We start from the raw sequence: 22,498 nt of genomic DNA, 5'->3' as shown, positions 1-22,498 counted from the left end.
CTCACCGAAGCGAGCCAGCCGCCGCCGCGCGCTCAGCGCCCCGGGTGCCCGACGGCCTGTGCGCTGGCCTTCGCGGCAAGCCAGCGGTGCGCCAGGATGCTCTCGAAGCTGGCCTTGACGATGGCGTCCGCGTCGCGATGCTCGTAGCGATAGACGCCAGGGTTCTTCGCTTCGTAGCGGATCGGGTTGCCCACATGGCTGTAGATGCTTCGCATGGCCGGCGACAGCTTCGACAGCAGCCAGGCCAGCCACTGCGGCGCCACCCGTGCCCGTGGGCGAAAGCCCAGCGGGCCAAACTGCCGCGCCACGCTGCGCGTGAGGTCCGCGAAGCTGGCCTGCGTGGCAAACGAGAACTGGCGCCTGCCGTCGGTGGACGCGTCGGCCATCACCGCGACGTGCATGCGCGCGCAGTCGCGCACGTCGACCATGTGAACGGTCATGTCCACCAGCAGCGGCATTTTTCCGGTGGCGATGTCGCTCAGCAACTGCAGGCTGAAGCGCCCCCAAGGCACGAGCGAGGGCCCGAGGATCAAACAGGGGTTGACCGTGGCCAGGGGCACCTTCCGCGGGTTGACGCGGGCGTCGGCGGCCAGCTCCCAGGCCAGGCGCTCGGCCAGCGTCTTGCTGCGAAAGTAGTCCGCGCCGGCGCCCACCTGCGACAGGTCGGTCCAGTCGTCTTCGCTCACGCTGCGCTGGCTGCGCGGGTGCCCGTAGGCAATGGCGGCCTCCGAGCTGGTCACCACGACCTTGCGCACCGAGGGCTCCGCGAACGCGGCGTTCAGCAGGTGGCGGGTGCCGCTCAGCGCGCCGGCGGTGCGTTGCCGCTCCGCCTTGACCGCCTGCGGGCTCGCCACGTGAAAGACCCAGGCACACCCGGCCACGGCCTGCGTCCACCCGTCTTCTTGCCGCAGGTCGGCCGCCACCAGCTCGATGCCGGGGAGCAGCCGCGCCAGGGTCGCGGAGCGCTCTGTGTCCGCCAGCGAGCGGACGGTGCCGCGCACGCGAAAGCCGCGCGCGAGCAGGTCCTTGGCAATCCATGAAGCCAGGTAGCCGCTTACGCCGGTCACCAGGCACAAGTCACCCGGGTTCATGAGAGTTGTTCCTTGTCGAAGGTGGTCATTTCTTCAGCTCCTTCGCCCGTGCAAACGAGCGTTCCATGTCGATGGAGCGGACTCTAGGCGGGCCTCATTGATTCGACTAGACCCATAATTCGGCACAGCTTGATAAGCCAAGCAGAACAATGGAGCGTGCATGAAGCGAAACGGCCTGTCTGAACTCGATGGCGTGGTGGCCGTGGCGGCGCACCGCAGCTTTCGCAAGGCGGCGGCCGAGCTGGGTGTCTCGCCCTCGGCGTTGAGCCAGTCGGTCGCAGGGCTCGAAGCGCAGATGGGCGTGCGGCTGTTCCACCGCACCACGCGCAGCGTGGCGCTGACGCAGGCCGGAGAAGACTTCCTCGACAGGGTGCGCCCCGCGCTGCGGCAGCTGGCCGCGGCCATGGACGCGACCAACGCCTTTCGCGGGAAGCCCGTGGGCACGCTGCGCATCAACACCTCGGAGGGCGCGGCGCGCCTGGTGCTGGTGCCCGTGGTGGGGGAGTTCCTGCGGCGCTACCCCGACATGGCGGTGGAGCTCGTGACCGAAGGGCGGTTGGTCGACATCGTGAAGGCGGGCTTCGACGCCGGCATCCGCTTCACCGAAAACGTGCCGCAGGACATGATCGCCGTGGCCTGCAGCCCCCCGTTGCGCCACGCGGTGGTGGCCTCGCCCGCGTACTTCGAGGGGCGTTCGCGGCCTGCGCATCCGGACGACCTGGCCGCGCACAGCTGCATTCGCGCGCGGCTCGCCGCGGGGGCCCTCTACCGCTGGGAGTTCGAAAGGAACGGGGAGGTCTTCGAGGTGGAGGTGCCCGGCGCGCTCACGCTCGACAACCAGACGCTGATCGTGCGTGCCGCGGTCAACGGCTTGGGCATCGGCTACGTGCCCGACTGGGCGGTGGCCGACCACCTGGCTTCAGGGCGGCTGGTGCGCGTGCTGCAAGACTGGACACCGCCTTCACCGGGCCTGAGCCTGTACTACTCCGGCCACCGGCACGTGCCCGCCGGCCTGCGCGCGTTCGTTGACCTGGTGCGCGAGCTGACGCCCTCCGCACGCTGAGACCTCAGCGGCCCGCCGCCGCTGCCGCTGCCGCTGCCGCCGGATGCGCCGGTCTCTTCAACCCCAGGTGCTCGCGCAGCGTGCGGCCTTCGTATTCAGTGCGAAACAGCCCGCGCCGGCGCAGCTCGGGCAGCACCAGCGCAATGAAGTCGGTGAGCCCGCCGGGCAGCGTGGGCGCCATGATGTTGTAGCCGTCGGCGCCGTGGTGCACGAAGCGCTCTTCGAGCTGGTCGGCGATCTGCTCGGCCGTGCCCACCAGTTGCCAGTGGCCGCGCGCGCCGGCCACGCGCTGGTAGAGCTGCCGAATGGTGAGGTTCTCGCGCCGCGCCAGGTCGATCATCAGCTGCTGGCGGCTCTTGCTCGCGTTGGTGTCGGGCAGCTGCGGAATGGGCCCGTCCAGCGGGTACTCCGACAGGTCGAAGCCGCCCGTCAGCCCCGAGACCAGCGCCAGGCCGACCACGGGGTCGATCAGCGACTGCAGTTGCTCGAACTTCTCCTTCGCCTCGCTCTCGCTGCGGCCCACCACCGGAAACACGCCCGGCAGGATTTTCAGGTCGTCCGGCGCGCGGCCGTGCTTGTGGAGCCGGCCCTTGAGGTCGGCGTAGAACGCCACGGCGTCTTCCAGCGTCTGCTGCGCGGTGAACACGGCTTCGGCCGTGCGCGCGGCCAGCTCCTTGCCCGCTTCTGAAGAGCCCGCTTGCACCACGACCGGGTGGCCCTGCGGCGGGCGCGACACGTTCAGCGGCCCCTGCACCGAAAAGTGCTTGCCCTTGTGATCGAGCACATGCCGCTTGGCCGGGTCGTAGAAGCGGCCCGAGGCCTTGTCGCGCTGGAAGGCGTCGTCTTCCCAGCTGTTCCACAGGCCGGTGACCACGTCGGCGAACTCGCCGGCGCGCTCGTAGCGGTCTGCGTGCGCAAAGTGCGTGTCGCGGTTGAAGTTGCGCGCCTCGTGCTCGCTCGACGAGGTCACCAGGTTCCAGCCCGCGCGCCCGGCCGAGATGTGGTCCAGCGACGCGAACTTGCGCGCCACGTGGTACGGCTCGTTGAAGCTGGTCGAGGCGGTGGCCACCAGGCCGATGCGCTGCGTGACCGCGGCCAGCGCCGACAGCAGCGTGATCGGCTCGAACTGCGCCTGGTAGCTGTGCGCGGTGCGGCTCAGAAAGTCGACGTCGGTGCCGCGCGTGCCCACGCCGTCGGCCAGGAACACCAGGTCGAACTTCGCGGCCTCGGCCGCGCGCGCAAGCTCGACGTAGTGATGAAAGTCGATGCCCGCGTCGGCCTTCGAGTCGGGGTGGCGCCAGGCGGCGATGTGGTGGCCGCTGGGATAGAGAAAGGCGCCCAGGCTGAAGGGGCCCTTGCGTTGGGTCATGGCGGTCGGTCCTGAAGAAAGAAAAGACTAGGAGAAGGTGTCGCTCACCACGCGAGCTGGAGACCGGCGGGCAGGCCCGGCACCGGCACCGGCAACCCGCCTTGGGGCTTGTGCGGTGGCGAAGGGGGCGAATGTCGTGCAGGCTGCGCGTCGGCCCCGCTGTCGATGAAGTCACCCAGCACGTCGTCGCGCAGGCGAATGAACTCGGGGTCGCTGCGGTTGCGCGGGTGCGGCAGGTCGACGTCCACCGTGCGGCGGATGCGCCCGGGTGATGGCTGCATCACCACCACGCGGTCGCCCAGGAACACGGCTTCTTCCACATCGTGCGTCACCAGCAGCATGGTGATGCGTTCTTTCTGCCAGATGCGCTGCAGCTCGTTCTGCAGCCGCGAGCGCGTGAGCGCGTCGAGCGCGCCGAAGGGCTCGTCCAGCAGCAGCACGCGCGGCCGGTTGACCAGACCGCGCGCGATGGCCACGCGCTGCGCCATGCCGCCGGAAATCTGGTGCGGCCACGAGCGCTCGAAGCCTTCGAGGCCCACCAGCGCCACGTGCTCGGCCACGAGCTCGGCCTTTTCGCGCGCGGTGTACGGCGCGTTGCGCAGGCCCACCGCGATGTTTTGCGCCACCGTGAGCCAGGGGAACAGCCGGTGGTCCTGGAACACGATGCCGCGCTCGCGCCCCGTGCCCGAGATGGGCTGGCCGCCGAGCAGTATCCGGCCTTCGTACTGCGTGTCCAGCCCGAGGATGAGCCGCAGCAGCGTCGACTTGCCGCAGCCGCTCGCGCCCACGATGCTCACGAAGCGGCCTTCGGGCACGTGCAGGTCGATGCCTTCGAGCACCTGGATCTCGCCGCTGGTGGCCTGTGCGTGGGTGTAGCGCTTGCCGAGGCCGCGAATGTCGAGCTCGTTGGAGGCCGGGGGGTTCAGGGGAGTGCTCATGGGGTGACCGTGGGTGACCGTTTGGGGGATGCCAGGGATGTGTTGTTTCAGTTCGCGCGGCCGGTCCAGCGCGCCAGCCGGCGCTCCAGCGCGCGTGCGGCGGCGTTCATCAGCCAGCCGACGGTGCCGATCACGACCATGCCGAAGATCACCAGGTCCATCTGGAAATGCTCGCTGCCCTCGATCAGCGTGTTGCCGATGCCCTTGCCGGCCACCAGCAGGTATTCGGCGCCGATGGTCGCGAGCCACGAATAGATCAGCGCCAGGTACACGCCCGTGAAGATGGCCGGCAGCGCCGCCGGCAGCACCACCTGCGTGACGGTCTGCCAGCGCGTGAAGCCGTACACCCGCGCCACTTCCAGCAGCCCGGGCGGCACGGTGCGGATGCCGTCGCAGGTGTTCACCACCACCGGCACCAGCGCGGCCAGCGACAGGAACACCACCTTGGCCACGTCGCCCAGCCCGAACCACACAGAGATGAGCGGAATCCACGCGAACAGCGAGATCTGCTTGAAGGTGTTGAAGCTCGGGCCCACGACGCGGTTGAACAGCGGCGACAGGCCCAGCAGCGCCCCCAGCAGCAGGCCCGCCAGCGTGCCGATGGTGAAGCCCGTGGCCTCGCGCAGCAGGCTGGCGCTCAGCGCACGCCAGAGCCGCCCGGTCACGACCTGGTCGACGGCGGTGTCGAACACCTTGGCCGGCGACACCAGCAGCGCCGAGTTGGCGATGTCCAGCGACGACAGCAGCCACCACAGCGCAATGGCCGCCACCGGCAGCACGAAGCCGCGCCAGCGGCTGCTGTCGGCCGGGCGCAGCGGTTGCACCGCGGCGAGCTCGGCGGCGTCTCTTGCGCTAACGCGTGGGGTGCCGCTCATCGCGCACCTCCGGGCCGGTGCCGGTTCGCCACCGCCTCGAGGCGGTCGAGCAGCCGGTCGATGGCATAGCCGATGGCCCCCACCACGATCACCGCCGCCATCACCAGGTCGAGCTGGAACAGCTGCCGGCCGTACACGATGAGGTAGCCCAGCCCTTCGCTGGACGCCACCAGCTCCACCACCACCAGCGACAGCCAGGCCTTGGTGAAGCCCAGCCGCACGCCCGTGAAAAGCGTGGGCACCGCATGCGGCAGCACGATTTCCAGCACCTGCTGGCGACGGCTGTAGCCATACACCTGGCCCACTTCGCGCAGCGCCGACGGCGTCTGGCGAAAGCCCTGCAGCGTGTTGAGCGCCACCGGCACCATCGCGGCCTTGGCGATCAGGATGTACTTCAGCGGCTCGCCGATGCCCACGATCAGCAGCACGAAGGGCAGCCAGGCCAGCACCGGTATCTGCACCAGCGCGTTGAAGCTGGGCAGCACGTAGGCCTCGATGCTGCGCGACAGGCCCATGGCCGAGCCCAGCAGCAGGCCCAGCGAAGTGCCGATGGCAAAGCCCACGCCCACGCGCGTGAAACTGGTGCTCACGTGCAGCCAGAGGTCGCCGTTGAGCGCGAGGTCGCGCAGGGTTTCCCACACGAACTGCGGCGGGGGCAAGACCTGCGGGGAAATCCAGCCTTGCTCGGCGCCGGTGAACCACAGGGCGACGAGGGCGAGGGGAAGGAGCCAGGGGAGGGCGGTGTCGACGGTGCGGGCGGCGATGCGGCGCCAGGGCAGCGGGGGGCGTGTGGGTGGGGCGTTGTCGCGCTCGAGGACGGCGGACAGTTCGGCTTCGGCGCTCATGTGTCTTGCTCCCTTCGCGGCGAGTGGGACGGAGACAACGCGCGGTCTTGCTCCCTCTCCCGCTCGCGGGAGAGGGCTGGGGTGAGGGTCAGCGACATGTGCGAACGCGGTGCTTGTGCGAAGGCCCCGGCCCTCACCCTAGCCCTCTCCCGCGAGCGGGAGAGGGGACAACGCGAGTCGCCGCGCCCGAGCTTGAGAGGACCAAGCAACAACGCGCTCATTTCGCCGCGACCGACTGGCCCGTTTTCGCCTGCCCCTTGGCATCGAACGCCGTCCAGTAGTTCTCCAACCCCTGCTTCTTCAACGCCGCCTTCAAGTACCGCGTATCGAACCAGTCGTCCACCGTCACTTCGCGCCGTATCAGCTTGAGCTTCAGCGCATCGGCCACCACGGCCTTGTAGCGCGCCACGATGAACTCGTCGACCAGCGGCGAATTGCGCACGGCCAGCGGCTGCTGGTCGAACTCGGCCGCCCACGAGGCCACCGGCGTGCCGCTGCGCGCCCAGATGCGGAACAGCTCGTCGCGGTTTTTCTCCTCCGACGACCAGTGCGCCGCGCGCACGAACACATCGACCACGCGCTGCACCTCGGCCGGGTTCGCTTGCTCGAACTCGCTGCGCACCAGCAGCGAGGCCTGGCGCGTGAGCGCCGGGTTCTTGCCCTGCGTGGAATAGACCACCTTGGCCAGCCCCGAATCGCGCACCTTGAACCACTCGTAGCCACCGAAGGCCGCGTCCACGCCGTTGGACACCAGCGCTGCCTGCGCGCTGCCCGCGTCCAGGTTCACACCCTTCACGTCGCGCTCGGCCAGGCCCGCCTCGGCCAGCACGTTGATGGCCACCAGGTGGCCGTTGGTGCCGCGAAAGATCGACACGTTGCGGCCCTTCAGGTCCTTCACCGATGCGATGTCCGACTTGGGCGGCGTCACCAGGTACAGGTTGTTGCGCGCGCCGCTCACCATCAGCAGCTTGGTCTTCAGCCCGTTGGAGCGCCCGACGATCTGCGGCAGGTCGCCCTGGTAGGCGAAGTCGATCTGCTTGTTCGACAGCGCCTCGTTCACCGCCGGCCCAGCGCCCTTGAAGAACAGCCACTCGACCTTGATGCCCGAGGCCTTGAACTCGTCCTCCAGCCAGTTGTTGCTGCGCGCCACGCCGCCGGGCGAGCCGCCGAAGGTGACCGGGTCGCCGCCGCCGGCCGAGGCCACGCCGATGCGGATGGTGTCGGGCGCCGCATGGGCCGACGCGGCTAGGGCCGTTGCGGCAAGGGCCAGTGCGAGCGTCGCGGTCCAGCGCGCGAACCGTGTGGTGCCGTTCATTTCGCTTCCTTCAGCGCCAGCTTGCGGCCGACCTCGGTGCCTTCGAAGAAGCGCGGGTTGGCCTCGGTGTAGAAGCGGTGGGGGTTGCCGAAGACGAAGGCCTTGAAGTCTTCCGCCGAGATCACGCCCTGCTGCACCAGGTCCCAGGTTTCGGCGAGGGGCTCGGTGAACTCGGGCACGTCCCAATGGCCCACGTCCGAAGACCAGATGGCGTTGATCTTCACGCCCAGCGGGTTCACCCGCGTGTTGAAGGCGGCGGCCACGGTGCGGTCGTCGGCCTCGGAGCCGAAGTAGAAGTTGTTCACCCAGCGGTCGCGAATGTCTTCGACCTTCTCGATGCCCGCGAGCGCGAAGTCGTCGATCTCGGATTCGTTCGGCTCGCGGCTGTGCGGCAACGCCGAAATGCCCAGGCTGTCACGCAGCAGCGTGGTCTTGTCGAGCGTGCGGCCCTTGACGAAGTCGCCGCCGTACTGCTCGAAGAGCGAGGCCAGCAGCTCGATGTCGGCCTCGGCCGGGTCGTAGTTGCGCACCGCGTGCCTGTTGCGCTTTTCCCAGCGGTCGACCAGGTGCGTGTACACGTGCGACCCCCAATCGGCCCCGCCTTCGAGCAGGCCCACGCGCAGGCCCGGAAAGCGTCGCGTCACGCCGCCGAAGAACAGCGCCTTGGCGAAGGCCTGCGAACCGTCGGCGAAGTGGCCGATGTGGTTGTTCATGTAGTTGCTGGTCGACTGCCGCCCGGTCCAGCCCTGGCTGCCGTAGTGCGTGGTCACCGGCACGCCCAGCTCCACCACCTTGGCCCAGAAGGGGTCGTAGTCGTGCTCGCTGTCGATGCCGTAGAAGTCGATGTAGCCCACCTGCTTCGCGATGTCGGGGTGCTCGGCGGCCGGGTACTTCTCGGCAATGGCGCGAATGGGCCGGCGCACGCCGCCGGCGATGTTGATCACCTTCAGCCCCAGCGTCTTCACCGCGAACTCCAGCTCCTCGATGCCTTCTTGCGGCGTGTGCAGCGGAATGCCCGCCACCGGCGTCAGGCGGTCGGCGTAGGGCCGGTACTGGTCGGCGTGAAAGTGGTTGATGGCGCGGTGCAGCGGCTGGCGGTATTCGCTGCCGGCCGCCGCGGGCGAGAGCACGTCGTTGGGGAAAAGAATGGAGTAGTCCGAGCCCTGCTCGCCCAGGCGCTCGTGCAGCAGCGCGGGCAGGGTGTAGGTGGCCAGGTCGTAGGTGTTGCGCGTCACGCGGGCCCACCAGGGCGCGCGCAGCGTGCGATGGAACTGTCGCTCCTCGGCGCTTTGCTGGTACCAGTCCTTGCCGCCGCCGTTGCGCGTGACGAAGCGCCCGCCCAGCGCCTTGCGCAGCGCGTCGACCAGCTTGTTGCCGCCGTACTGCGCCACGTAGTCTTCAAGTACAGGTGCGAAGTCGTTGACGTGGACATCCGTGTCGATCACGGGATGGTCGAGGCCGGCCTTGACGGCGGCGGAGCGCGAGGCGTGCACGCGGTTCAATCGATCGTTCATCTGCGGGTTCCTTGGTGTTCGACGCGGTGGAAGAAGGAACGCCGCAGGCTACGCGCGGGCCGCTGGCTTGCCAAAGAAGGGTTTGGCTGTTGCTTATGCAGGGCTCGCACTAGGCACACCGGCAGGCACTGGCACGAACGAGCAAGCGCTAGGAATTCGCACGCTCGGGAAAGCGCGGAATCGCCACCGCCAGCGCCGCGGTGTACGCGTGGCGCGGCCGGTCGAGCAGCTCGCGCGCCGGTCCCTGGTCGACGATGCGGCCTTCGCGCATCACCAGCACGCGCTCGCACAGCAGGCGCACCACGCCCAGATCGTGCGAGACGAACACGATCGCCAGGCCCAGCTCGCGCCGCAGCCGGTCGAGCAGCGCCAGCACGCCGGCCTGCACCGACACGTCGAGCGCCGCGGTGGGCTCGTCGAGTATCAGGAGCTCGGGTTCGGGCGCCAGCGCCCGCGCGATGCCCACGCGCGCGGCCTGCCCGCCGGAAAGCTCGTGCGGGCGGCGCTGCAGCAGGTCGGCGCCCAGCTGCACGCGCTGCGCCACGTCGAGCACACGCTGCCGCAGCGCGTCGCCCCTCAGCCCGCGCAGCGAACGCAGCGGATCGGCGATGGCATCGAACGCGGTCCTGCGCGGGTCCAGGCTGTCGTGCGGGTCCTGGAACACCATCTGCACGCGGTGCCGCCACGGCGCCTTCGCAGCCTGTGCTGCAGGTTGGTCGGCCAGCTCGATGCCGTCGAACACGATGCGTCCCGACACCGGGTCGGCCAGCCGCGCCAGCAGCGACACCAGCGTCGACTTGCCGCAGCCCGACTCGCCGACCAGCCCCACGGCCTCGCCGCGCGCGAGCGTGAAGCTCACGCCGTCGACCGCCTGCAGCCAGCGCCGCTGCGTGACCAGCCCGCCGAACGACGGCACGCCGGGCAGCGCGTAGCGCGCCACCAGGTCGTGCACTTCCAGCAGGGGCCGCTGCGCCATGCGGGTGCCCTCAGCGCAGGCCGATGCGCTGGGCTTGCAGCGCCTCGACCAGCCGGTGGCGTCCGCGCAATTGCTCGGGGCCGCGCAGGCGGGCCAGCGAATGCTCGCTCCAGCGCGCGACCGGCATGCCCTGCGCGGCATAGAAAGACTGCATGGTGTCGTCGTAGCGCCGCACGTGCTGCTGCGCCTCGGGCTGCGCATAGCGCTCGCGCGAGAGCACCGCGCTTTGCGGCAGGCGCGGCTTCACCGCGGCGGGGCGCGCGGCGTCGGGCCGGCCGATGCACAGGCCCACCACCGCGAACACGCCGGGCGGCAGCCCCAGCTCCTGCGCCACGCGCTCGGGCTGGTTGCGAATGGCGCCCAGGTACACCGTGCCCAGCCCGAGCGATTGCGCGGCGACCACGGCGTTCTGCGCGGCCAGCACCGCATCGATCACGCCCATCAGCGACGAGTCGAGGTAGTCCGCGCCCTCGATGGGCACCTGCGCCTGTTCGGCCAGCCCGCGCAGCCGCGCCAGGTCGGCCAGCCACACCAGCACCAGCGGCGCCTCGCGCACCTGGCGCTGGTCGCCCGCGAACTCGGCCAGGCGCGCCTTGCGCCCAGGGTCTTCCACGGCGACCACGCTCCAGGTCTGCAGGTTCGACGAGCTGGGCGCCGACTGCGCCGCGGCAATCAGCCACTCGAGCGTGCCGGGGTCCAGCGGCGCGGGGTCGAAGGCGCGCACGGAGCGGTGCGCGAGCAGCGCCTGCAGCACCGGGTTGGGCGCGGCCGGCGGCGCGGGCGCGACGCCCTCGCCGTAGCGTGCGCGCCAGAGGCCGGCAAAGCCGGGGTCGGTGTCCGAGCCGGTGTCCGAATGGGTGAGAAGTTTGGTCATGCGGCGATGGGAAGCGGTGGGTGAAAGACTTGAACCGGGTGCCAGCAGGCCAGCGCGTGCGGCGCGCCGAAGCGCGTGCCGAGCCCCGTGAGCCCCGTGAGCCGCGTGAGCGGTGCGGCCTGCGCGCGGCAGCGCGCTTCGGCCCTGTCGCAGCGCTCGGCGAAGCGGCAGGCGGGCAGGTCGTTGCGCGTCAGGTCGGGCAGGGTGCCGTCCACGCTGCGCAGCGCCTCCAGCGTGGCGGCCGACTGCGGTGTGGCGCGCAGCAGCTGGCGCGTGTAGGGGTGGGCGGCGCCGTCGCGCAGGCCGGCGGAAGGCAGCGTCTCCACCAGCTGCCCCGCGTGCATCACCGCGATGCGCGCGCAGCGTTGCGCGGCCAGCGCCAGGTCGTGCGTGATCAGCAGCATGGCCAGGCGCCGCTCGCGCGCGAGCCCGGAAAGCTCCGCGACCAGGTCGAGCACGCGCGCCTGCGTGCTCACGTCGAGGCCGGTGGTGGGCTCGTCGGCAATCAGCAGCTCGGGCTCGCCGGCCAGCGCCAGCGCGATCATCACGCGCTGGCACTGGCCGCCCGACAGCTCGTGCGCATGGGCCTTGAAGCGGCGCGCCGGGTCGCTCAGGCCGACGCGCTCGATCCACGCGAGCGCCTCCTGCCGTGCCGCGGCCGGCTTCAGGCCGCGGTGCACCTGAAGCACCTGCTGCAACTGCGCGCCGATGGGCCTCAGCGGATGCAGCGCGCGGCGCGGGCTCTGGAACACGAAGCCGATGCGGCGCCCGCGCAGGCCTTGCCATGCCGCCGGATCGGGCTCGCCCCGGCTGTTCAGCAGGTCGCGCCCCTGAAAGCGCAGCGTGCGCGCCTGCACCTGCGCGCGCGCATCGAGCAGGCCGGCCAGCGCCAGCGCGGTGACCGACTTGCCCGAGCCGCTTTCGCCGACCAGCCCCAGCGTTTCGCCGGCCTGCAGCGCGAAGCCGACGTTGTCGAGCACGTTCACCAGGCCTGAAGGCGTGCGAAAGCGCAGCGTGAGGCCGTCGACCTCGAGCATCGGCGCGCTCATGCAGCGGCCTCCGCGGCGCCGCGCGGGTCGAGCAGGTCGCGCAGCGCATCGCCCAGCAGCGTGAAGCAGCCCACCGCCGCGAACAGCGCCAGCCCGGGGAAAAAGGCCAGCCACCATTGGCCCGTGATGATGTACGGCGCGCCTTCGCTCACCAGCACGCCCCATTCCGCCGTCGGCGGCCGCACGCCCAGCCCGATGAACGACAAGCCCGCGCCGTTCAGCAGCGCCCACCCGAGGTTGATGGAGCCTTGCACCGCCAGCATCGGCAGCACATGCGGCAGCAGCACGCCGAACAGCAGGCGCGGCGCCGTCGCGCCACCGAGCCGCGCGGCCAGCACATAGCCCGCGTTGCGCCGCACGCCCACCTCGCTGCGCGCCAGCCGGATGTAGAAGGGCAGGTTGATGAGCGCCGTCGCGTAGACGATGTTCGCCACGCTGTTGCCCCAGGCCGCGACCAGCGCCATGGCCACCACGAACAAAGGGAAGGCCATCAGCACATCGACCAGCCTGCCGGTCCATCGGTCGAGCCGGCCGCCGACAAAGCCGCACCACGCGCCGATCGCGCTGCCCGCGAGCAGCGACAGCACCACCGCGCCCGCCGCCATGCCCAGGTCGAGCCGTGTCGCCACCAGCACGCGCGAGAACAGGTCGCGCCCCAGCGCATCGGTGCCGAACCAGTGCGCGGCGCCGGGCGGCTGCAGGCGCGCGATGACGTCGGTCGCCAGCGGATCGAAAGGTGCCAGCGCCGGCCCGAGCAGCGCCGCCAGCAGGAACAGCGCGAGCAGCAGCAGGCCGAGCACCGCATTGGCATGCGCCCATGGCCGCCGCGCCCTCATGCCTGCGCCCCCGCGCGCGGATCGATGCGCGCGTGCAGCAGGTCGACCGCCAGGTTCACGCCCACGAACAGCAGCGCCACCAGCAGCACGAAACCCTGCAGCGGTGCGTGGTCGGCAGCCAGCAGCGCGTCGAGCGCATAGCTGCCGATGCCGGGCCAGGCGAAGACCTTCTCGATCACCACGTTGGCGCTCAGCATGTACGAGAACACCATGCCCGCCCCCGTGACCACGGGCAGCAGCGCCAGGTGCAGCGCGCTCGCCAGCACTGCGCGGCGCGGCAGCCCGAGCGCACGCGCGGTGCGCACCGGGTCGCTGCGCAACACGCCGAGCAGCGACGCGCGCATGAGCCGCGCCACCGGCGCCAGCGAGAACAGTGCCATCGCCACCGCCGGCAGCAGCAGCCGGCCCGCTGCCGACGCGAGCGCCTCCCACTGGCCCGCGAGCGTGGCGTCCACCAGCAGAAAGCCGGTGACGGTGGGGGGCGGCGCGAGCATGGCGTCGATGCGCCCGGTCGGCTCCGGCGCCCAGCCCAGCAGGAAGTAGAAGACGTACACCAGCAGCAGCGCGATGACGAAGGTCGGCATGCAGCTGCCGCCGACCGTGAGCAGCGTGCACGCCCGGTCCCACACCGAACGCGGGCGCAGCGCCGCGGCCGCGCCCAGCGGCAGCGCGACGGCCAGCGTGAGCGCGAAGGCCACGAAGGTGAGCTCCAGCGTGGCGGGCAGGCGCTGGCGCAGGTCGGTCCACACCGGCTGGCCGGTGGTGTGCGACTGGCCCCAGTCGCCCTGCGCCAGCGCCAACAGGTAGTGCCACAGTTGCGTGGGCAGCGGCTGGTCGAGGCCCATGCGTGCGCGGATCTGCGCGATTTCTTCAGGCCCCGCGCTCGGGCCCGAAGCGAGGAACGCGGCGGGGTCGCCCGGCAGCACGTGCGTGAGCAGGAAGGTGAAGACGACCGCGCCCAGCAGCACCGGCAGCGTCGCCAGCACCCGGGCGCCGATGCGCGCCGCGAAGTTCGCTCCCGTGGCCACGCCGACGCTCATCCGCGCGTAAGCGGGCGGAAGTCCACCTGCCCGTGGATGTAGTAGGTAAAGCCCTGCAGGTCGGGCTGCAGCGCCGCCTCGAACGAGGGCAGCCACAGCGGCACCAGCGGCACCTGGTCGAACGCGATTTCGATGGCGCGCTGGATGGCGCGGTCGTACCTGGCGCGGTCGGTTTCCCAGCGCGCCTGCTCGACCAGCTTGGCGAGTTCGTCGTTCTTGAACGAGCCGAAGTTCCAGCGCCAGTCGCCCTGGAAGAAGATGCGGAAGAAGTAGTCGGGGTCGTTGAACCAGGCCGACGAACTGTCGATGAAGAAGGGCAGTTTCTTCTCGGTCTGCAGCGTGCCCCATTGCGCGCCGGGCACTTTCTCGATGCTCAGCTCGATGCCGATCTTGCCCAGCGCCTCCTGGATCAGCAGCGCGGCGGGTTCGGCCAGCGTGGCGTCGCCCACGTTGTAGCTGAAGCTGGTCTTGAAGCCCTTGGCCAGCCCGGCCTGCGCCAGCAGTTCGCGTGCGCGCAGCAACTGCGTTTCGTAGGGATAGGGTTGCGGAAAGCGGCTGCTCGTGGGCTTGGCCGACTTTGCGCCGTACAACGGCTCGCCGCGGCCCAGGTTGGCGCCGCGCAGCAGCGAGGTGTAGGGCAGGGCGTAGGCAATGGCCTGGCGCACGCGCACGTCGTCGAAGGGCTTGGCCTGCGTGTTGAAGGCCACGAAGCGAAAGCTGGTGGTCACGGGCACCGACACGACCTTGGCGCGCGTGGTGTCGGTGAGCGCATCGAGGTCCTTGGGCGGCAGCTGCAGCGCCACGTCGGCATCGCCCTTCAGCAGCGCGGCCACGCGGTTCGAGGCAGAGGGCACGACCTGGAACACCGCCCGGCGCACCTGCGGCAACGCGCCGCTCTTCCAGCCGTCGAAGCGTGCATAAATGACCTGTTGCCCCGGCGTGAAGTTCTCGACGCGGTAGGCACCTCCGCCCGCCGCATTGGCCTTGACCCACTCCGCAGCCCAGGGGTCGGCCGCGGTGGCATGCGAGCGCGCGAGTTCAGCGTTGAGCACCGACGCGAAGAACAGCGCCAGGTTGGGCAGCGTGTAGCGGTCGGCGCGCGGCAGGGTGATGCGGAAGGTGTGCGCATCCACCACGCTGAACTGCGCGGGGTTCTCCAGCGAGCCGGTGGCCAGTTGCCGTTTGCTGGCCGGCAGGGAGACCGCACGGTCGAGCGACCATTTCACGTCGTTGGCGGTCACGGGCTTGCCGTCGTGAAAGGTCGCATCACGGCGCAGCTTGAAGGTCAGCGTGCGGCCGTCCGCCGACTGCTCGAAGCTCTCCGCCAGTTCACCGCGAAAGCGCCCGTAGTCGTACTTGAAAACCCCCGGCGACACCTGCACCCGGTCGAAGTTGATGAGCCGGTCGTACACATTGGTGAACAGTCCCAGCGATTCGCGGCTCACGCCTTCGCCATGCGGGTCTTGCGAATTCGGCGCACCTTCGGCGAGCACGCGCACGGTTTCCTTTCTGGACTGTGCGAACGCGGAAAGCGGCAGGCCCAGCCCCGTCGTGGCGATGGCGCCGGTAGCGCCTACCGAGACGAATGCGGTGCTCTGTTGGATGAAGCTGCGACGGTCCATTTGGAACTCTCTTTGGAAACTGTGAATTGGGGTTGGGTTTGGTGCTTGCGCTGTTCAGGGCGTGTGAACAGGCCGCCGGGTACTTCCCTCCGCGAATGTCCCCCGGGGCTGCGCCCCTCCTCCTTGATTTCGCTGCGTGAAGCACCCGACGCCCTGTTCACCTGGGCACGCTGCCGGTGAACCGCGATCAACGACCGCTGCGAACAACGATCACGACGGCGAGGTAGCCCTTTTCGAGAAATAAAGGAGGAGCCCGAAGGGCGGGGGACATTCGAGAAAAGGGCTACCCCGCCGGCGTGATCGCGCCCGGAACAACAGAAGTCAAAGAACGAGCACATCACAAAGATGCGTGCCGCTGAGGCGTAGCACCGTTCAACCAGTGGTTGCCGATGGCATGTGGCTTCCATCGAACAGGGTCATGAACCGTGTGCGTGCGTGCATTGCGCCAATGGCGGTCCAGGTTGTGCTCGGCCAGCGTGGCCTGCGTGCCACCCAGCTCGATCAGCGTCGTGGCTGCGCGCAACGCGAACTCGGTCGTCACCACCTTGGTCTCCGCCACGGCAATGGAGGCCTCTGTCACGCGCTCGGGCGTGCTGTGCTCGCGTGCCGAGTCGAGGTAACGGCCGCTGCGCTCCAGCAGGGCCTCCGCGGCATGCTGCCGGATGACCAGTTCGCCGAGCTTGGCCAGCGTGAGCGGGTCGTCCGCCGCGCGTGCCACGCCGCTGTCCGGCCAGGGGCGCGCACGGTCTCGCACCCATGTGCGCAGGTCGGCCATGGCCGCGCGGCCGATGCCCAGGTCTATGGCGGCATGCAGGATCTGGGCGAAGGGGCCGTGGATGGTGGGTGGGTCGAACAGCTGGGCGCGGGGAAAGACCTGCAGTGCATCGACCGCCACGTTCTCGGCCGTGACCGTGCCGCTGGCGGTGGTGCGCTGGCCGAAGCCGCTCCAGTCGTCGATCACTTCCAGCCCTAGCGCGTTGCGTCGCACGTAGACCAGCACCTGTCGGTCTTGCTCGTCCTTGGCCGCGACCGGCACCCAGTGCGCGAACAGCGCGCCCGTGCAATAGAACTTGCGGCCGTTCAGGCGCAGGCCCTCCGGTGTTTTCGTCAGGCGCGCGGTCACGACCTTGGCATTGGGCGTGCCGCTTTCCGACACGGCATTGCCGAAGCGCTTGCCTTCCAATGCTTCGCGAAAGAAGAAGTCTTGCTGCGCCGGGTTGCCGATGAGGCGCACCGCATCGACCAGGCAATGGTGGTTCTGCGGAATCTGGCCGAGTGCGGGGTCGGCTTCGGAAATCAATGCGATGACCTCCGCCAGCGTCACGTGCGACACCGCCGCGCCACCGAAGGCGCGCGGCACCGCGATGCCCCACAGGCCGCTGGCCGAGAAGCGCTCGACCTCGGCATGCGGCAACCGGCGCTCGCGGTCGCGCTCGGAGGCGGTCGGCGCGAACTCGGCGGCCAGCGCGCGGGCGACTTCAATGGCTTCGGCGTCGGTCTTGATCAGGTGGGCGGTCATGGCGGGGTGGGGTGCGGTTTGACCGACTGAACGGCGGACGGGCGCACGCTGGCGCGCCCGAAGATCTTTTCGCGCCAGCTGCCCTCGGCATAGGCGCGCTTGTGCAGGCCGCGGCGCTGCAGCTCGGGCACGACGAGGTCGACGAAATGCTCGAGGCCCTCGGGGCTCACCGTGCGCACCAGGTTGAAGCCGTCCACGCCGGCCTCCTGCACCCAGGCCTCGATTTCGTCGGCGATCTGCGCGGGCGTGCCGACCACGGGCGTGTGGCGCCCGCCCAGCGGCATCTGTGCGAGCAGCTGTCGCACCGTGGGCGCGGCGCTGTGCCGCTGCAGCGAAGCGACCGAACTCTGGATGGCGTCGGCGCTGCCGCCCGTGACCGGGTCGTCCAGGCCGTGGCGCGACAGGTCGGCGCCGATGGCGCTGGAGAACTGCACCAGCCCGGCCTCGGGGCGGGCGTAGCGGCGGTAGTCTTCGTAGCGTTCGCGGGCTTCGCTTTCGGTGCGGCCGGGCACCACCTGCAAGGTGGTGACGAAGCGCACGCTCGATGCATCGCGGCCGGCCTCGGCCATCGCGGCCTTGAGCTTGTGCACGACCGCGGCGGTCGCTTTCAACCCCTGGTTGGGCACGAACACCACCTCCGCATGGCGCGCCGCGAAGGCGGTGCCGCGCGCGGAAGCGCCGGCCTGGAACAGCAGCGGCGTGCGCTGCGGCGACGGCTCGCAAGGGTGCACCGCATCGAGCTTGTAGAACGCGCCTTCGTGGTGAATGGCGCGCACCTTTGCCGGGTCTGTGTAGATGCCGCTCGCACGGTCTGCGAGCACCGCGTCGTCGTCCCAGCTCGACTCCCACAGCCGGTAGACCAGTTCCATGAACTCGTCGGCGCGGTCGTAGCGCTGGTCGTGGCCGGCGGTGGCCGTGTCGCCGCGCGCCCGCGCCGAGCTGTCGAGAAAACCGGTGACGATGTTCCAGCCGATGCGGCCTTCGCTCAGGTGGTCGAGCGTGGACATGCGCCGCGCGAAGGCATGCGGCTGCTCGGCGGAAATGGTGGCGGTGATGCCGAAGCCCAGGTTGCGCGTCACGCTGGCCATGGCACCGACCAGCACCGCCGGGTCGTTGATGGGCAGCTGGATGGCGTCGCGCAGCGCCGCGTCGGCATTGCCGCCCCACACGTCGTACACGCCCGTCACGTCGGCCAGGAACAGGCCGTCGAACAGGCCGCGTTCCAGCGTGCGTGCCAGGTCCAACCAGTAGGGCAGGCGCTTGTACTCGGTGGACCGGTCGCGCGGGTGGCGCCACAGGCCGTGCGAGATGTGGCCGACCGCGTTCATGTCGAACGCGTTCAGCAGGATGGGGCGGCGAGGGGCCATGCGGGGTTGCGCGCGCCGCCCCTGGCGGGCCGCGCGTGTTCGCGTATTCGGTGGCTGCAGCGTCGCTCAGTAGGGGCGGCTGCCCGACAGGCTGATGCGCTTGAGCAGGCGCCGCTCGCCGTTGTCGAAGGCGCTGCGCGCGTGCAGCGTGGCCTGGTTGTCCCAGTACACGATGTCGCCCACCGACCAGCGGTGCGTGTACGCGAAGCGCGGCTGCAGCAGGTGCTTGCGCAGCCGGGCGACCAGCGCGGCGCCGTACTGCGGCTCGACGCCGACGATTTCCACCTCGGTCTTCTCGCCCAGGTGCAGGATGCGGCGGCCGCTGTCGGGGTGCGTGCGCACCAGCGGGTGCACCTCGAAGGGCGTGAGCGGCTCGATGTCGGGCGTGCGGTACAGCGGAAAGCCGGTGGTCAGCGGCTTGAGCTTGCGCAGGAAGGGGTTGTAGGTGATGAGCTTCAGCTCGGCGATCTCGCGCTGCGTGCCGGCGTCGAGCTCGTCCCATGCGGCCGCCAGGTTGAACCAGGTGGTGTCGCCGCCTTCGGACGGCACCTCGATGCCGTAGAGCAGCGAGCCCGACGAGGGCACCGGCGTCCAGTGGTGGTCGGCATGCGCGGCCAGTTCGTCGTGCCCGAGCACGCCGCCGGCCAGGTTCGACACGTGCACGATGTCGGGCGTGTTGCCGCCATACGGGTCGGAGCCCAGCACCGGCACGTTGGCCGGAGGGCGGAACACGCTGCCGAAGTAGCTGGCCAGGCGCTCGAACTGCGCGTCGTCGAGTTGCTGGCGCTTGAAGACCAGCACATGCCGCTCCAGCAGCGCGCGCTTCAGCGCCAGCACCTGGTCAGCGCGCAAAGGGCGCGTGGCGTCCAGGCCCGTGACCTCGGCGCCCAGCGACGCGGCGATGGGCGAGATGCGGAAGCCTTCGGTGGAAAGTTCGCTTGCGCCGGTGGGCGCCACGGGGGGCGTGGGGCGGGTGAGGGTGTCGGTCGGGAAGGACATGGGTGGGGCGTCTTCAGCGCGATGCAGTAGCCCGAATGCTAGGAAAGTTCGCGTCCTCCGCATGCGCCCATTGCGCATGTGCATATGCGCAAAACTCGTTTGGCGTTCAGGCCGTTCAGGCCGTTCAGGCCGTTCAGGCCGTGCAGGCCGTGCAGGCCGTGCAGGCCGTGCAGGCCGTTCAGCCCGGTGCGGTGTAGATCGAGCGGGGCTTTTGCGAGAACACCTCGTTCACTATCGGCGCGAAGAAGGCCAGTGGCAGCGTGTCGAAGCCCGGCTTGAAGGCCGGCGCGTCGTACTTGAAGCAGAACTCCGCCGTGCGCTCGAACAGCGCGGGCTGGTCGCGAAACCGCTCCCGCAGGTTGCGGTCCAGCCCGAGCTGGTGGAAGAAGTAGTAGCCCTGGAAGATGCCGTGCTGCCGCACCATCCACAGGTTCTCCGAGCTGACGAAGGGCTGCAGTATGGCCGCGGCAATGTCGAAGTGGTTGAAGGACGCCAGCGTGTCGCCGATGTCGTGCAGCAGCGCGCACACCACGTACTCCACGTCCCTGCCGTCGCGATGGGCCAGCGTGGCGCATTGCAGGCTGTGCTCGAGCCGGTCCACCGGAAAGCCGCCGTACTCGCCCGCCAGCAGCTTCAGGTGCGCCAGCACGCGCGTGCCGACTGCGCGTTCGTACAGGTGGCTCTCGCGTGTGATGGTCTCCCAGTCGGCCTGCGTGCTGTTCGCGATGTTGTCGAAATGCGCGCGTGCGTCCTGTGCTGGATGCGCGGAATGAGTTGGGCTTTCCTGGTGAACGATAGGCATCGTCGTTGTTTCCTTGCGTGTCTTTGGGTCTCGGCGTCCAGGCTGTCGTTCGCTGGTGGCGCAGGGATTCTGGACTGCAAGGTGCCGTGCTGCGTGGCATCGACAAGGGTTTGGCTCGGCCGATCAACATCGATGGCCTGCCTGAACACGCCCTTCAGGAAATCAGCGACCGCGAATGCCCTGCGGCCGACCGGCCGTGAGAGTCAGGCGTCGTTCGCCGCCGCAGCGGCCAGCTCGATCGCCGGGCGCGGCAGGTCTGGCGCGAAGCACTCGATGAAGGCATACACATAGCTGCGCAGGTAGCCGCCGCGGCGCACCGCGAGCTTGGTCTGGTTCACGCCGAAGAGGTGGCCCGCGTCGAGCGTGCCCAGGTGCGTGTCGCGCTCGGCGTCGCAGGCCAGGTCGGCCACGATGCCCACGCCCATGCCGAGTGCCACGTAGGTCTTGATGACGTCCGCATCCATCGCGGCCAGCACGATCTCGGGGGCGAGGCCGGCGCGCGCGAAGGCGTCGTCGATGCGCGAGCGGCCGGTCAGGCCGTTGTCGTAGGTGATGAGCGGCCAGGCCGCGAGTTGCTCCAGCGTGAGCGGCCCTTGCGCGCGCAGCAGCGGATGCGCCAGCGGCGCGATGACCACGTGGCGCCAACAGCGGCAGGGCAGTGCCAGCAGTTGCGAGTGATCGGCCAGCGCCTCTGTGGCGATGCCGACATCGGCCTCGCCGTCTTGCAGCATCTGCGCCACCTGCTTGGGCGAGCCCTGGTGAAGATGCAGCCGCACTCCCGGAAAGCGCAAACGAAATTCCTGCACCGCGCGCGGCAAGGCATAGCGCGCCTGCGAATGCGTGGCCGCCACCGACAGCACGCCCTGCTGTTGTGCCAGGTACGCATGACCGGCCTGCTGCAGATGGCGACTCTCGGCAAGCACGCGCTCGATGATCGGCAACAGATGGTCCCCGGGCGGCGTCAGCCCCGTGAGCCGCTTGCCCGAACGCACGAAGAGCTCGATGCCCAGCTCTTGTTCCAGGTCGCGAATCTGCCGGCTCACGCCGGACTGCGAGGCACGCAGCGTTTGCGCGGCCTCTGTCAGGTTAAAGCCGCTGCGCACGGTTTCCCGCACGGAACGCAATTGCTGGAAGTTCATTGGGTCTGTGGTGGGGTGTGCGTTGTCTCTGTGTGGATCACCGGGGGAAGCCCCGTTCGTTTGCAGAGTGTGGGTTGCGCACGTTGAGGCCGCCAAAGAAGAAATGCGGCTATGGATATGCGGGGGTGTCTGCGTATGTGCGACGGCCGCTTTTTCCAGGGCGCGATCACGCCGGCGGGGTAGCCCTTTTCTCGAATGTCCCCCGGCCTTCGGCCTCCTCCTTAATTTCTCGAAAAGGGCTACCCCACCGGCGTGATCGTTGTGCGCAGCGGTGGTTGATCGCGGTTCACCCACAGCGTGCCCAGGTGAACAGGGCGTCGGGTGCTTCCCGCAGCGAAATGAATGCAAAGGGACTTCTCGCTTCCTGGTCACGGTATCGAGTACCAAGATTGATGTGCGAAGTCAATCTGAAACCTTTGGAAGGAGAAGCCCCATGAACGAGATTACCCGAGTCGGTGTCGATCTGGCAAAGCGCGTCATCCAGGTTTGTGCGGTCAATTCCGCTGGCGTGCGCGTCACAAGCCGGGCCTTGGCGCGCGACAAGTTCCTGCCCTGGTGCGCGCAGCTGCCCGCAGGCTGCCTGGTCGCCATGGAGGCCAGCTCCAGTGCTCACCACTGGGCACGCAAGCTGCTCGCGCTGGGGCTGCAGGCGCGCATCATCCCCGCTCACCTCGTCGTGCCCTATCGGTTGCAAGGCAGGGGCGGCAAGAACGACGCCAACGACGCTGCCGCCATCTGCGAAGCCGCTTCGCGCCCTCAGATGCACTTCGTGGCCATCAAGCGCGTGGAGCAGCAAAGCATGCTGTGCATTCACCGCCTGCGCGAGGGCTTCAAGGAGGAACGCGTGGCCTGCATCAATCGCATCCGAGGGCTGCTTGCGGAGTTCGGACTGGTGTTCCCCCAAAAACCCGAGGTGTTGCGCCAGGCCCTGCCCGACGCCATGGAAGACGCCAGCAACGAGCTCGGCAGCCTCGCCCGGTTGGCGCTGCAACGCGCCTACGCGCAGTGGCAGGAACTCGACGAGCACATGCGTTGGTGCGACCAGCGCATCGCCGCACACGGCAAGGCCAGCGAGCAGGTGCGCCAGGCCGAGCAGCTCATGGGCGTAGGGCCGGTCACGGCCTCTGCCGTGGTGGCCACCGTGGGTGACTTCCAGCAATTCAAGAACGGTGCGCAATTCGGCGCCTGGCTGGGCCTGACCCCGCGGCAGAACTCCAGCGGGGGCAAGAACAACCTGGGCCACATCACCAAGCGAGGCGACATGT

The 22,498-nt window shown here is 69.4% G+C and carries 20 protein-coding genes; 2 read left to right on the top strand and 18 right to left on the bottom strand.

Features of this window, described 5'->3' with window-relative positions; genetic code table 11:
* Nucleotides 1-32: 32 nt before the first annotated feature.
* Entirely contained in the window at nucleotides 33-1,091 is a 1,059-nt protein-coding gene (locus QTI51_RS25425; RefSeq protein WP_286516466.1) for an NAD-dependent epimerase/dehydratase family protein, read from the bottom strand.
* A 160-nt stretch (nucleotides 1,092-1,251) separates the two neighbouring features.
* Between QTI51_RS25425 and QTI51_RS25420 the strand changes: the two genes are divergently transcribed.
* Nucleotides 1,252-2,154 carry a LysR family transcriptional regulator gene (locus tag QTI51_RS25420; RefSeq protein WP_286516465.1) on the top strand — a complete coding sequence of 301 codons (903 nt, stop codon included), beginning with the start codon at nucleotides 1,252-1,254 and terminating at the stop codon, nucleotides 2,152-2,154.
* 4 nt (nucleotides 2,155-2,158) lie between these two features.
* Here QTI51_RS25420 and QTI51_RS25415 read toward each other — a convergent pair whose 3' ends face one another.
* The 17 genes from QTI51_RS25415 to QTI51_RS25335 all read right to left on the bottom strand — a co-directional run bounded on the left by QTI51_RS25415 (nucleotide 2,159) and on the right by QTI51_RS25335 (nucleotide 21,233).
* Complete coding sequence (locus QTI51_RS25415) at nucleotides 2,159-3,523, bottom strand: LLM class flavin-dependent oxidoreductase (RefSeq protein ID WP_286516464.1); 1,365 nt, start codon at nucleotides 3,521-3,523, stop codon at nucleotides 2,159-2,161.
* Nucleotides 3,524-3,567: 44 nt separating this feature from the next.
* Entirely contained in the window at nucleotides 3,568-4,461 is an 894-nt protein-coding gene (locus tag QTI51_RS25410) for an ABC transporter ATP-binding protein (protein ID WP_286516461.1), read from the bottom strand.
* Nucleotides 4,462-4,508: 47 nt separating this feature from the next.
* Complete coding sequence (locus QTI51_RS25405; protein WP_286516460.1) at nucleotides 4,509-5,336, bottom strand: ABC transporter permease; 828 nt, start codon at nucleotides 5,334-5,336, stop codon at nucleotides 4,509-4,511.
* The gene (locus QTI51_RS25400; protein WP_286516459.1) at nucleotides 5,333-6,181 is read right to left on the bottom strand and encodes an ABC transporter permease; all 849 of its coding nucleotides are present in this window, start codon (nucleotides 6,179-6,181) and stop codon (nucleotides 5,333-5,335) included. The genes QTI51_RS25405 and QTI51_RS25400 overlap by 4 nt, the downstream gene beginning before the upstream one ends.
* A gap of 217 nt (nucleotides 6,182-6,398) precedes the next feature.
* On the bottom strand, nucleotides 6,399-7,496 hold the full coding sequence (locus tag QTI51_RS25395; RefSeq protein WP_286516458.1) for an ABC transporter substrate-binding protein: 1,098 nt from the start codon (nucleotides 7,494-7,496) through the stop codon (nucleotides 6,399-6,401).
* Nucleotides 7,493-9,010 (bottom strand): amidohydrolase family protein, encoded by a 1,518-nt coding sequence (locus QTI51_RS25390; protein ID WP_286516457.1) that lies wholly within the window; start codon nucleotides 9,008-9,010, stop codon nucleotides 7,493-7,495. Before QTI51_RS25390 ends, QTI51_RS25395 begins: the two co-directional genes overlap by 4 nt.
* 148 nt (nucleotides 9,011-9,158) lie before the next feature.
* Nucleotides 9,159-9,986 carry an ABC transporter ATP-binding protein gene (locus QTI51_RS25385; protein WP_286516456.1) on the bottom strand — a complete coding sequence of 276 codons (828 nt, stop codon included), beginning with the start codon at nucleotides 9,984-9,986 and terminating at the stop codon, nucleotides 9,159-9,161.
* 10 nt (nucleotides 9,987-9,996) lie between these two features.
* Nucleotides 9,997-10,860, bottom strand: coding sequence for a nitroreductase family protein (locus tag QTI51_RS25380; protein ID WP_286516455.1), 864 nt, complete (start codon nucleotides 10,858-10,860; stop codon nucleotides 9,997-9,999).
* Nucleotides 10,857-11,909 carry an ABC transporter ATP-binding protein gene (locus QTI51_RS25375; RefSeq protein WP_286516453.1) on the bottom strand — a complete coding sequence of 351 codons (1,053 nt, stop codon included), beginning with the start codon at nucleotides 11,907-11,909 and terminating at the stop codon, nucleotides 10,857-10,859. Before QTI51_RS25375 ends, QTI51_RS25380 begins: the two co-directional genes overlap by 4 nt.
* Entirely contained in the window at nucleotides 11,906-12,745 is an 840-nt protein-coding gene (locus tag QTI51_RS25370) for an ABC transporter permease (protein ID WP_286516452.1), read from the bottom strand. Before QTI51_RS25370 ends, QTI51_RS25375 begins: the two co-directional genes overlap by 4 nt.
* Nucleotides 12,742-13,773 (bottom strand): ABC transporter permease, encoded by a 1,032-nt coding sequence (locus QTI51_RS25365; RefSeq protein WP_286516451.1) that lies wholly within the window; start codon nucleotides 13,771-13,773, stop codon nucleotides 12,742-12,744. Before QTI51_RS25365 ends, QTI51_RS25370 begins: the two co-directional genes overlap by 4 nt.
* A gap of 8 nt (nucleotides 13,774-13,781) precedes the next feature.
* Nucleotides 13,782-15,407 (bottom strand): ABC transporter substrate-binding protein, encoded by a 1,626-nt coding sequence (locus tag QTI51_RS25360; RefSeq protein ID WP_286516450.1) that lies wholly within the window; start codon nucleotides 15,405-15,407, stop codon nucleotides 13,782-13,784.
* A 337-nt stretch (nucleotides 15,408-15,744) separates the two neighbouring features.
* A complete protein-coding gene (locus QTI51_RS25355) occupies nucleotides 15,745-16,926 on the bottom strand; it encodes an SfnB family sulfur acquisition oxidoreductase (RefSeq protein ID WP_286516449.1) in 1,182 nt (393 codons plus the stop codon).
* Entirely contained in the window at nucleotides 16,923-18,293 is a 1,371-nt protein-coding gene (locus tag QTI51_RS25350) for an LLM class flavin-dependent oxidoreductase (protein WP_286516447.1), read from the bottom strand. The genes QTI51_RS25355 and QTI51_RS25350 overlap by 4 nt, the downstream gene beginning before the upstream one ends.
* Nucleotides 18,294-18,359: 66 nt before the next feature.
* On the bottom strand, nucleotides 18,360-19,292 hold the full coding sequence (locus QTI51_RS25345; RefSeq protein WP_286516446.1) for a TauD/TfdA dioxygenase family protein: 933 nt from the start codon (nucleotides 19,290-19,292) through the stop codon (nucleotides 18,360-18,362).
* A gap of 178 nt (nucleotides 19,293-19,470) precedes the next feature.
* Entirely contained in the window at nucleotides 19,471-20,094 is a 624-nt protein-coding gene (locus tag QTI51_RS25340) for an HD domain-containing protein (protein WP_286516444.1), read from the bottom strand.
* 203 nt (nucleotides 20,095-20,297) lie between these two features.
* Complete coding sequence (locus QTI51_RS25335; RefSeq protein ID WP_286516442.1) at nucleotides 20,298-21,233, bottom strand: CysB family HTH-type transcriptional regulator; 936 nt, start codon at nucleotides 21,231-21,233, stop codon at nucleotides 20,298-20,300.
* A 433-nt stretch (nucleotides 21,234-21,666) separates the two neighbouring features.
* On the opposite strand from QTI51_RS25335, the gene QTI51_RS25330 reads away from it, so the two are divergent.
* A partial coding sequence (locus QTI51_RS25330) for an IS110 family RNA-guided transposase (protein WP_286516440.1) occupies nucleotides 21,667-22,498 on the top strand: 832 nt, incomplete at its 3' end.

It is taken from the genome of Variovorax sp. J22G73 (genome assembly GCF_030317035.1).
Lineage (GTDB): Bacteria > Pseudomonadota > Gammaproteobacteria > Burkholderiales > Burkholderiaceae_C > Variovorax.
This window is presented reverse-complemented; position numbering and strand designations above follow the sequence as displayed.